Annotated in this window: 10 protein-coding genes and 1 pseudogene; 3 read left to right on the top strand and 8 right to left on the bottom strand. The window is 40.6% G+C overall.

Annotated elements, in window-relative coordinates:
• From WBM98_RS03525 to WBM98_RS03510, 4 genes and pseudogenes are all read right to left on the bottom strand, one after another.
• A partial coding sequence (locus tag WBM98_RS03525; protein WP_424364642.1) for a quinone-dependent dihydroorotate dehydrogenase occupies nt 1-684 on the bottom strand: 684 nt, incomplete at its 3' end.
• 90 nt (nt 685-774) lie between these two features.
• Nucleotides 775-1,224, bottom strand: a complete 450-nt coding sequence (locus WBM98_RS03520) for a hypothetical protein (protein ID WP_424364641.1) — start codon at nt 1,222-1,224, stop codon at nt 775-777.
• Between the two features lie 247 nt (nt 1,225-1,471).
• A complete protein-coding gene (locus WBM98_RS03515; RefSeq protein WP_424364640.1) occupies nt 1,472-4,330 on the bottom strand; it encodes a TonB-dependent receptor in 2,859 nt (952 codons plus the stop codon).
• Between the two features lie 358 nt (nt 4,331-4,688).
• A pseudogene (locus tag WBM98_RS03510) lies at nt 4,689-4,934 on the bottom strand (CrcB family protein); the annotation flags it as partial.
• Between the two features lie 60 nt (nt 4,935-4,994).
• Between WBM98_RS03510 and pepT the strand changes: the two are divergent.
• A complete protein-coding gene (pepT, locus tag WBM98_RS03505; protein ID WP_424364639.1) occupies nt 4,995-6,230 on the top strand; it encodes a peptidase T in 1,236 nt (411 codons plus the stop codon).
• The gene (locus WBM98_RS03500; RefSeq protein WP_424364638.1) at nt 6,227-6,829 is read left to right on the top strand and encodes a YdeI/OmpD-associated family protein; all 603 of its coding nucleotides are present in this window, start codon (nt 6,227-6,229) and stop codon (nt 6,827-6,829) included. Before pepT ends, WBM98_RS03500 begins: the two co-directional genes overlap by 4 nt.
• 42 nt (nt 6,830-6,871) lie before the next feature.
• Here the strand turns inward: WBM98_RS03500 and WBM98_RS03495 are convergent, their stop codons facing one another.
• From WBM98_RS03495 to nusB, 4 genes are all read right to left on the bottom strand, one after another.
• Nucleotides 6,872-8,221: a Gfo/Idh/MocA family protein gene (locus tag WBM98_RS03495; protein ID WP_424364637.1), complete on the bottom strand. Its 1,350-nt coding sequence runs from the start codon at nt 8,219-8,221 to the stop codon at nt 6,872-6,874.
• 105 nt (nt 8,222-8,326) lie between these two features.
• Entirely contained in the window at nt 8,327-8,623 is a 297-nt protein-coding gene (gene yajC / locus WBM98_RS03490) for a preprotein translocase subunit YajC (RefSeq protein WP_424364636.1), read from the bottom strand.
• A gap of 21 nt (nt 8,624-8,644) precedes the next feature.
• Entirely contained in the window at nt 8,645-9,115 is a 471-nt protein-coding gene (locus WBM98_RS03485; protein ID WP_424364635.1) for a DUF1573 domain-containing protein, read from the bottom strand.
• A 41-nt stretch (nt 9,116-9,156) separates the two neighbouring features.
• Nucleotides 9,157-10,104 (bottom strand): transcription antitermination factor NusB, encoded by a 948-nt coding sequence (nusB, locus tag WBM98_RS03480; RefSeq protein ID WP_424364634.1) that lies wholly within the window; start codon nt 10,102-10,104, stop codon nt 9,157-9,159.
• Nucleotides 10,105-10,288: 184 nt separating this feature from the next.
• Here nusB and WBM98_RS03475 point away from each other — a divergent pair, with 184 nt between their 5' ends.
• Nucleotides 10,289-12,043, top strand: a complete 1,755-nt coding sequence (locus tag WBM98_RS03475) for an ABC transporter ATP-binding protein (protein WP_424364643.1) — start codon at nt 10,289-10,291, stop codon at nt 12,041-12,043.
• The last annotated feature ends 65 nt before the right edge of the window (nt 12,044-12,108 follow it).

The raw sequence follows: 12,108 nt of genomic DNA, 5'->3' as shown, positions 1-12,108 counted from the left end.
AGTCAAATCGGGCGCAATTTTCAACAAAATTGGTTTTTGGGAAACACCCGGATGTGTTGCCACAATTTTGGCGTTTTCATTCTTTAACGCCTTTAATAGGGCCGTTAATGGCTCTTTTTCCTGCAATGCCCTTAAACCAGGGGTGTTCGGTGAACTAACATTCACCACAAAGTAATCCACATGGGGAAAAAGCGCATCAAAACAAATAAGATAATCCTTAACGGCTTCGTCATTGGGTGTCACTTTGTTCTTACCGATATTCCCTCCGATAATCACATTGTGCTTCTTTTTCAACCGATCTACCGCATCAAAAACCCCCTTATTATTGAAGCCCATACGGTTTATGAGCGCTTGGTCGGCCTTCAGTCTAAAAATTCGCTTCTTAGGGTTACCACTTTGGGGTTTTGGCGTCAGCGTACCTATTTCGATAAAACCAAAGCCAAAATCCGAAAGCTCATTGTATAAAGAGCCCTCCTTGTCCATGCCAGCTGCAAGCCCGACAGGGTTCTTGAACTTAAGCCCAAAAACTTCCCTTTCCAAAGCTTTGTTTTCTATTACACATGTTGATTTATAAAGCCGTGTCAAACCTAATTTACCTAAAATACGTACCATTGAAAAAGTGAGATAGTGTACCTTTTCAGGGTCCATTAAAAAAAGAATCGGGCGAACGAATAGTCTATACATGAATAGTGTAAAAAATTTAGGCAAAAGTACGAACTCAATGCCAGTAAATGGTCTTTGTAACCCAAATTTGTCAACACCTTTCGGTTACTATTATTTCGGTGGAATACTGTCCCGATAATTTCTCGGGATTACGATATAAGGCTGGCGAAATGCCTCCTTACAAAGGGCCAAATAAAGTTCATATTGATTCTCGTTGAATAGCTTCAAAGTCCTTATATCGAGCATACGTTGTACGGTACCCATACTATCCCGAATCACCTTGTATTTTTCGGCCAAAACCATTAATTCCGCTGCCGAACCTTGGGGGTGTCTTTTCAGGAGATTTTCGGCCTGACTGGTCAAAAGTTCATTCCTGTATTTCAATTCGGCACTCCAATTCTTGAGTTTTTCTGTTTGTTCTTCATTAAGCTGAAAAATATCGATGAGGGTCGAATCCGCTGTAATCCCCACACCTAGAACGCAATCATTCTGTGCCTGTAATCCTATATTGAAACCGAGATAAATAAATACCATTAGGTAAAATAATCTTGTTTCCCTCATGCTTATTGATCATTGTATGTTGAAACCAAAATACTAATAATTATCTGTATATACATTGTTCACATTATTTATATAGCGCCTTTTCGATCATACGTAAGCTATGCAATCATTGCCACACGAAGTAACCAAATACAAAAACGATAAAATACGGTATAATAGGAGCCTAGCCCCAAAATGGAAGCTATACACTAAAATAACAAGGACCCCCAAAAAGGAGGTCCTTATTCATCTTAAAATACAATGGGAATTATCTTAATGTAAAACTTAATCTAGCAAACAGAAATCTTCCTCCTATACCAAATTGTTGCGCCCTACGTGACCAATCAAAACGTCCTGAACTTCTGTTTCCGAATGCCTCTTCGGCCCTATCTGGATAAACATCAAGTAAATTGTTAGCTCCCACAGTAAGCGTTAGGGCATCTGAAGCTTTATACCCTACTGATAGATCGGTAACTACCTTGGTTCCAAAAACTTGTTGGTTCGCAACTGTCGTCGTTGCCTCGGTAACTTCACCAAAATAAACATTTCTTAAAAAGATGTTGAATTTATCCACATTCAACATATGGGATAAATTCAGTTTGGTTCTTGGAACGGCTTCTTCAAGATAAACCCTACTATCTTCAGGAAAATAAGTGTCCACCAAGCCCGCATCCTCCAATACTTGTGAGGCATTGATACCACCAACTTGTTTTGTTTTGGAGAAGGTGGCAGATAAGGTATTTTTCAATTTTGCACTATTCGCTACGGCAAGATCCCAAGTTACAACAGCATCGATTCCCTTTGATTCCGTGTCAATGGCATTGGCAAAGAAAGATGCTGCAGTGGCATTTGCCTGTCGCAAAAGGTTATCGAGTTCGGTTCCTGTTCCAGGACCGCTAAACTGACCCGTATAAACAACCCTATCATCTATCCCTACAAAATAACCATCCAACGAAACGGTCACATTGGCTTCTGGAAATTTAGCAGTCAATCCAACACTTATACTTCTTGACGTTTCTTCTTTCAATTGAGGGATCCCAAGTAACTTTGCCGCTCTACTATCGTTGGCAAACGTGCCAACTTCCTGTGGGTTACCCGCTTGATCAAAAATCGTGGAAGTAGAATTAAAGTTTAACTGGTGTAAGGAAGGTGCCCTGAATCCGGTATTCAAAGCTGCCCTTACATTCAAATTTTCAGTGGCCTTCACCAATGTTGCCACTTTGAAGTTTATGGTTGATCCAAAATCGGAATAATCTTCAAAACGAGTTGCAAAACTTGCTAAAAATGTATCGGTAATATCGGCTTCCACGTCAAAATAACCGGCAATACTACTTCTTCCCCTAGACAATTCATTAGTTGGACTAAACCCCGGGAATACTTGGGAACCACCAGGTCTTGAAGCTCCAAAAAAGTCTTGGGATGCCTGTTGCGAAGCAACTGTTATTGCCTGTCCATTTGCGGTATATTGTGCATAGGAAGCTTGTTCACCGGCTTCAATTTCATAGTTCTCCAAACGATACTCCGCCCCAAAAGCGATATTAAGCCCTGACATAATATCATCATGGAATTTGGAAATATCAAGATTGACCGTATTTTGCATAAAGTTGAATCCACCGGCATCGAAGGTTGTAGGTGAGGCATTTTGTAGGGATGCATTAAAGGTATTCCCTATGAGATATAAAAACGCATTCTTTCCATAGGTGTTGCTAAAATCAACATTCCAATCAGAAATCGTGCCCCTGATTCCCATAGAAATCGACTTATCCGTAATTTGGGAGTTTATTTCAGGCAAAAATCCATTGATATATGCCGGGGTATACGTCCTACTTTGATTGGGCAGTCTATAAAAACCAGCCGAATTTCCCGTTCTTGAACTTAAACCGGCAAAGGAATATAATTCGGTACCGTTTTCATCCAAGGGCAATGCGAAATTCGCGAAGAAACGCCCTCCACGCAGGGCAGATTGCCCAACCCTCATGTTAAAGTCGCTTCGCTCCAAACCCCTCGCGGACAGTTCATCTACCGTATTATCGGCCGCTAGGATGCCCTGTAATTCTTCCTTTGTGGCCGTAGGACTTAAACCAAAGCCTGCTTGATTACCATACGTAATTACGTCCGCTACATCATCATCCAACAGGTTGGCTATATCATAACCATCATTTAAAGCAAATCGCTCAACCGTATTGTATTGATTGAACACTTCCCCTTCCCATTCTTTCATTCTACTATAGTCCTCTCTATAATCGAAGTCCCCAGTAAAATTTATAAAACCACCTTTATCTCCTAATGCCAAACCATAATTGGCACTTACATTCACAGTTCCACCATCAACTCCACCGGTTTGATCGTTTGCATTTTTTGTAAAATTAGCTCCCGAAGTTACCATAAAGGTCAATTCATTTACATTATCATTCAATACGATATTAATAACACCAGCAATAGCGTCAGAACCATATTGTGCTGCTGCACCATCCCGTAATACTTCCAATCGTTTGATCGAAGCCGCCGGTATGGCATTCAAATCAGTACCCACACTACCCCTACCGAATGTTCCATTGACATTGACCAAAGAAGAATTATGCCGTCTTTTTCCATTGATCAAGACCAAAACCTGATCTGGACCCAACCCTCGAAGGGAAGCCGGGTCAATATGGTCCGTACCATCGGATATCTTTTGTGTATTCGATGTAAACGACGGTGCTACATAATTTAGGATTTGGTTTAAATTAACCTGAGGCGCGACATTATTCAGCTCTTTTACATCTATAACATCGACAGGAACAGCACTCTCCAGAGCCGTCCTATTGGGGTTACGCGATCCAATAACAATCGCCTCGGCTAACTGGATACCTGAAGTTAAGGTAATGTTCATTATCGATGAATCGATAACAACTTCTTTTTTCGTATAACCGATATAGGAAACCACTAAGGTTTCCCCTATACTGGCATTAATGCTATAGTTGCCATCAAAATCGGTTGTAGTACCTGTTGTGGTACCCTTTATAACTAGCGTAGCCCCAGGAAGTGGTGCTCCATCTTCATCTACTACCGTCCCCGAAATCTGCGCACTGGCAAAACTTAAGGTTCCCAATAATAGGACCAAAAAAACTAAGTAATTTTTTTTCATAATTAGGTTATTTGAGTTAATATCTGTTATATAAGGTAAGAAATTTATTGTAAGTCTTAATTTGAATGTAATAATTGCGTGTTATATGTACGCCTTTATTGGTTATTTATAGCATTAAATTTATGTGATTTCATTTTATACCTATTAAACAATAGGGGTGAATTTTATATTATTATGCTTATCTCAAATTATACCCACAAAAAATAGGGGTATACTTAAAATCAATTGTAAATATTAACAATTTAACGACTAACTTAGCGAGAAGGTAGATCAAACAGCTGGTATGGCAGGGGAATAGCCTTCTTGATATAAATTTATAAATGGAATGAATACTTATTCAATAGATCCGCTTAGATAGCTAAAACCCAAATACGACCGCCAATATTCCAACGGTACTATTTGAAATCGTGTTGATGGAAAAATGCGGGATTTCCCCAGCTTTTAATAAGGAGCGGTTTATCTTTAAGAATGAGGATAAGATGGAAAAGCCGCCGTGGAAACCACTGTTCAGTAGCGAAGTCTGGTTTTTGTGCAAGAATGTTGTTTTTAAAGGGTTATCTAAAACAAGTCCAATAATCAGGCAACCAATACTGTTGACCCAAAATGTCTCTAAAAAAAAGTGTTCAAATCAACAAAATTGTATTTTTGATCAAACACTTGAATCATGCAACATCTTATCGACCGTTTTTTAAGCTATGTGATCATTGATACACAAAGCAATCCCAAATCAAAGACCACCCCGAGCACTGAGAAACAATGGAACTTGGCCACGGAATTGGCGTACGAATTGGAACGAATTGGTTTGAGGGACGTGACCATTGATGATAATGCCTATATTATGGCCACCCTTCCCAGTACGGTTGACAAAGAGGTCCCGGTCATCGGTTTTATTTCCCATTTCGATACCAGTCCCGATTTTAATGGAACGGATATTAAACCACAGATCATAAGCAATTACGACGGTAAGGATATTGTCTTGAACGAAGCACAAAATATTATCCTATCCCCTGATTATTTTGAAGACCTTTTACAGTACAAAGGACAAACATTGATTACTACGGATGGCAGTACTTTATTGGGGGCGGACGATAAGGCTGGAATAGCCGAAATCGTGACGGCTATGGAATATTTGGTTCAACACCCCGAGATACCGCATGGTAAAATCAGGATAGCATTCACACCCGATGAGGAAATCGGTAGGGGCGCGCATCATTTTGATGTGGAGAAGTTCGGTGCCTCATGGGCATATACCATAGATGGTAGCCAGATCGGGGAATTGGAGTACGAGAATTTCAATGCTGCGAGTGGTAAAGTGGTTATCACCGGAAAAAGTGTCCATCCTGGTTATGCCAAAGGCAAAATGATAAATGCCATTAGTATAGCCAACGAATTTATAGGAATCCTACCCCCTGAGGAAACACCCCAACGTACGGCTGGTAGGGAAGGTTTTTTTCATATTCACCACATGAAAGGTGAAATTGAACATGCCGAATTTGAAATGATCATTCGAGATCATAACAAAGAACATTTTGAAGAACGAAAAAATTTACTGAAAAAGATTACCGAGAAGTTGAATGCCATACATGGGCCTTATATTGAACTCGAACTTAAAGATCAATATTTCAATATGCGTGAAAAGGTAGAACCGGTCATGCATATTGTTGAAATCGCCAAAGAAGCCATGGAAGAAGTTGGCATCACCCCAATCGTTAAACCCATTCGTGGGGGTACCGATGGGTCACAACTGAGTTTTATGGGACTACCCTGTCCCAATATTTTCGCAGGAGGCCACAATTTTCATGGAAAGTATGAGTATGTACCTGTAGAGAGTATGCAGAAAGCCGTGGAAGTAATCATTAAAATCTGTGAATTGACCGCAACTAAAAAATTTGCGACATGAAGATTTCTGAGAAACTGGAAGCTTATTTCGAAAAAGAACACCCCCATAAAGAAGGTATTTCGGTTTTGAGGGCCTTAGCCGCAAAAACCAAAGCAGAAGAGGCCTTTAAATGGTCCGCACCGGTATATACCTTGAATGGTAAAAACGTCTTTTGGATCGCTCGGTTCAAAAGCCACTTTGGAATTGGTTTTTTCAATGGTGTCTTCTTAAAAGACCCTAAAGGAATTCTCATAAATGTCAACGAGGGCAAGACCCAGGCCATGCGACATTTGAAATTCAAAACACTTGCAGAAATTGATTCCAAAATCGTAGTATCATTCATGAATGAGGCCCTTGAAAACCAAAAGAAGATGATACAGTTGGTCCCAAAGAAAAAGGAACGTCCAAAACTTATTCTACCCGAACAACTGAAACAGGTCTTTGTAAAGCATCCTGATACAAAAAAAGCCTTTTATCAATTGACCCCCTACAAACAGCGGGAGTATGCTGAGTATATTTCGAGTGCGAAACAAGATAAAACCAAACTTGCCCGGTTGGAAAAAATCATTCCCAAAATCAATGCAGGTGTCGGACTCAACGACAATTACCGAAATTGTTAAGGTTCAAAACGAGGCCAAATCCTATACCGTATAACTTTGGGTTTATAAGGATGGTAGTTTCCAACCGTTGTGGTAGGTCGCCTTTATGAATTCATTTGCAGCTTCCTCCTTAAAGGCACCTTTATCCTTATCCCAATAAATACGATTTCCGGTTTTAAAGGCAACATTGCCCATATGGGATACCAAGGCCGCATCATAACCCACTTGTATGGGAGCAAGTAACGTGGAAGTATCCCGACTCTTGACGGCCTCTATAAAGTTGACCGTATGAAGATCCAATCCATTACCGCCATTATTTTGTAAGGGAATCGCCTCCATTCGTTTGCCAGGCTCCTTGCCCCAACCTTTGAATATATTCTCGGGAATGACCTCCCAACCTGCTCGGTCGAGGACCAAGGTACCATTATTGCCTATAAAGGCTATACCATGGTTACGACCGTAGTTGCCCCCATCAATTCCTGTTGCATGCTCCCAAAGAATAGAAAAACCATCATATTCATAAACGGTCTGAAGCGTATCAGGAGTCTCGGAAGCATCATCGGGATAAGCAAATTTTCCGCCCAAGGCCATCACCGATTTAGGAGTACCTGCTTTCATACCATAAAGGGCATAGTCTATTAAATGAACCCCCCAATCGGTCATCAACCCCCCCGCATAGTCCCAAAACCACCTAAAATTGAAATGGAACCTATTGGCATTAAAGGAACGCATGGGAGCAGGCCCCAACCACATGTTATAATCCACGCCGGAAGGTACGGCCGTATCGGCCAATATCGGAACAGGTTGCATCCACCCTTGATAGGCCCATGCCTTTGCCAAACGTATTTCGCCCAATTCGCCGGAATGCACATAATTGATGGCATCCACAAAATGGGGTTGGCTTCTTTGCCATTGACCGATCTGAACCATGCGATCACTGGAGCCAACGAAGCGCTTCATGATGTTCGCCTCCTCTATGGAATTCGCAATGGGTTTTTCACAATAAACGTCCTTACCTGCCTGAAGGGCATCTGTCAATTGCAGGCAATGCCAATGATCCGGAGTGCCGATGATGACCACATCAATATCCTTGTTCGCCAGTAATTCCCTATAATCCGTATACCATTTGGGCTTTTTTATCCCGGCTTTCCCAAGTTCCGCTGTCTTGGCCCTCAATACATTTTCATCGACATCGCAGAGGGCGATAACTTGGGTCTCACTGATCTTTAACATTGACGTTAAATCGGCAAAACCCATACCATTACAACCAATTAACCCAACATTGATCCTATCATTGGGTCCCACTTTTTTTCGTACGGTCGCCAATAACTCCATAGGAAATAAAAACGAGGCTCCGGCACCTGCCATGCCCAATGCCCCCTTCTGTAGAAAACTCCTTCTTGTGCGATTCATTGTAGCTAGATTAATTTGTATTGAAGATAACAAATAATCCAGCATAGGGACAAAAAAACCCTGACGATACCGTCAGGGTTTTCATTATTGGTATACACTATATGTTTACTTGGTGGTAACGGGCGTATTTAATTTTTTGCTCATTTCCATTGAAATTGCGGAACGATCGAACTTCAATTTTCCTGCCATTGTTTCGATAATGCAGGATGCATCCTTCTCGCCCAACTCTACAACTTTACCATGCAACCCACTTTTGGTAACTATGCGATCTCCTCTTTTTAATTCAGAGGCGAATTTTTTTTCATCTTTTTGTCTTTTCATTTGCGGTCGGATCATAAAAAAATATGCCACCACAAAAATGAGGATCATCGGTAGAAAATCCATTATACTGCCACTTCCCATTCTATAGAGTTCTAAGTTTAATTATTTAACAGGACCTAATGGCGCTGCTCCTTTAGGGTTCACAAATGCTTTTATTTTCAATACCTCTGACCCTTTTACGGTATTTGCCACAACGGTAATGGTCTTTGAAACCTGGTTCTGACCTGCGCCATTATATTTAACCACCAATTCTCCCTGCTCCCCTGGAGCTATTGGATCCTTAGGAGGATTTGGCACGGTGCATCCACAACTACTGGTTGCCTTGGTAATTACCAATGGGGCATCTCCGGTATTGGTGAATTTAAAAATCGTTTCTTGAGGCGTACCTTGGGTAATTGTACCAAAATCATACTCAGTATTCTCAAATTCCATTACGGGTAAAAGTTTCGCCGCCTGATCGCGTTCGGCGGCCTCGGCAACATTATCGGTCTTTACCTTACTGGATGCATTTTCCTTACAGGACATAACCGCCATTAAGGCAAGCATGCTTAAACCTAAAACAACTCTTTTCATTAATAATGATTTTAAATTACAGGCAAAATTAAAGAATTAATTTATAATAGTCCCCTACCCACCTTGTTTAGTTTTCCCTCGGCTTTGTATTCTTTTAGCAACTTATCCAATATGCCGTTGATGAAAATACTACTTTTCGGTGTAGAGTATTCCTTGGCGATCTCCAAAAATTCATTAATGGTCACTTTTACCGGGATTGATGGGAAATTAAGCAATTCACATATTGCCATCTTCAATAGAATGGAATCAATATCCGCGATACGGTCTTTATCCCAGTTCGGGGTCTTGCCTTCTATTTCAGTTTCCCATTTCGTATTGTTCAATAAGGTCTTGCTCAATAATTTTTGGGCGAATTCCATATCTTCATCATCCTTCAACAACCTTGGCAAAAAGTAAGATTCGTTTTGATCCTCTTTCACCTTTTTAAACTGTTTCAGGATAAAGGTATTGACAATGGGGATATCATCTACCCAGGTCAATTTATCATCTTCAAGATATTCATAGATCTTTTCATTTGGGGCAATGATGTCCTTGAACAATAAGGCTATCAGTTCTTTATCCTCCTTGTATGTCCTTGAAGGTTTCTTCATATACTCCAAGTACGCACTACTTGCAACGATTTCCTTGAGGATCAACTTGACGTACTCTTCGTTTAAATACCAATTTTTCAACTTCCTTTTTTCCAAGGTCGCTTTCAGCTTTTTATTATTGGCCAACTGCAATAAAAATTTGTTGTTTGCGAATTTTTCATGGTCAGGAAATGCATCGGAGAAGTCGGCCATGTACTTCTTGGAGGAAAGTTTGATCCTATCGGCAGCCAATTGTCGAATTTCGATCAACAAACTGAGCATCAGCAAATAGAGCGAATACATATTCTCAATGCTTACTATTAGAAATTTTTCCTGTTTTTCAAGGGAATCATCCTTTGATTGGGTCAATGCATAGATGCATTGCATAACCTTTACCCGTATGTGCCTTCTTGTAAGCATGTTGAAGAACTTTTGTAAGATTCATGTACTCTCTAAGCCAGCAAAAATAGGAATCATTTTTCAATCTTTGGACGCCAAGGCAACTATTATCTTATTTATAGGTTTTATAACATCGGGTTTTAAGTCAAACTTCTATCTTTGGCACATTGTTTTATCGAAAAAAACCGTTCAGCCGAACGACGCTATGAAGGAACTTAAGCATCTTAACAAGTACTTTAAAAAATATTGGTTGAAACTCTTGGCAGGAATGGTCATCACCGTCATCGCCAAGATCTTCCAATTGGTGATGCCATCTTACGTACAAAAATCGATTACCACGGTAGAGGATTTCTTGAAAGGGGATATCACCCAGGACTTGGCCAAGGAAAGGCTTTTCGAGTTTATTCTGATTATTGTGGTGGCGGCGCTACTCTCTGGATTTTTCACATTCCTGATGCGGCAAACCATCATTTATGTTTCCCGCTATATCGAATACGACCTAAAAAATGAGATATTTGACCACTACCAATTCTTGAGCCTTAATTTTTACAAAAAAAACAGGACAGGCGATTTAATGAACCGCATTAGTGAAGATGTCAGCCAGGTTCGTATGTATTCTGGTCCAGCACTTATGTATGGCATCAATACCATAACCCTTTTCGTTTGCATTATCCCTATTATGTTCATTACCGCCCCTACCCTGGCGGCCTATACACTGATTCCCTTACCTATACTATCCGTGCTCATTTATCAAATCAGTAAGATCATCCACAAACGAAGTACCGTGGTACAAGAATACCTTTCTACCCTTTCAACGTTTACACAAGAGGTTTTTTCAGGTGTTTCGGTGATAAAGGCGTATGCCATTGAACCACAGATCAATGCGGAATTAAAAGTATTGGCACTCGAAGGGAAACAGAAAAGTATGAACCTTGCAAAGGTAAACGCTTGGTTCTTTCCCCTAATGATTCTTCTTATAGGAATCAGCAATATTTTTGTCATTTACATTGGGGGTCGGCAATATATAAATGGTGAAATTGCCTCTGTGGGCGTGATTGCCGAATTCGTACTTTATGTTAATATGTTGACATGGCCGGTCGCCATAGTGGGATGGCTAACTTCGATCATACAACGTGCGGAGGCTTCACAAAAAAGAATCAATGAGTTCTTGAACCAAAAACCCGATATCAGAAACGAGGTTTTGGAGGATACCCCTATCAGGGGTAAAATAGAGTTCAAAAACGTAAGTTACACTTATGAGGATACACAAATTGAGGCGTTAAGGAACTTGTCGTTCACGATTGAGGAAGGACAGACTGTGGCCATTCTAGGAAAAACAGGTTCAGGCAAGTCAACCATCCTTGATTTGATCGCCAGGCTTTATGATGTAAGCTCAGGGGAAATACGCATTGATGACATTCCAATCAAAAAATTGAATCTCAACAGCTTACGAAAATCGATCGGGGCCGTGCCCCAAGATGCCTTCCTATTCTCTGATACCATTAAGAACAACATTAAATTCGGTGATCTGAACGCGACAGAGGAAGAAGTGGTCGAAGTGGCCAAAAGTGCTGTCGTGCATGCCAACATCATGGAATTCAAAAAGAAATACGATACGATATTGGGCGAACGCGGTATTACCTTGAGTGGGGGTCAAAAACAACGTATTTCAATTGCCAGGGCCCTCTTGAAGAATCCGGAAATATATTTGTTCGACGATTGTCTGTCCGCAGTAGACACAGAGACCGAAGAAACCATTTTAAACAATCTTCAAAATGCCTCAAAGGCCAAAACGACGATCATCGTGAGCCATCGGGTTTCTTCTGCCAAAAATACTGATATGATTTTGGTCTTGGATCAAGGGGAATTATTGCAAATCGGAACACATGAGGAATTGAACAGTCAAGAAGGCTATTATAAAGAACTCTATTTACATCAACTCTCTGAGAAAGAAAACTAGAAATATTGTTGCTCGATACGCTTTTTTTTTTCACTTTTGGCATACGGACACTATAATATTAACTA

The sequence above is a fragment of the Maribacter sp. genome, from assembly GCF_049667165.1.
Taxonomy (GTDB): domain Bacteria; phylum Bacteroidota; class Bacteroidia; order Flavobacteriales; family Flavobacteriaceae; genus Maribacter_A.
Note: the sequence above shows the minus strand (reverse complement) of the source record. Positions and strands in the feature narration are given on the sequence as shown.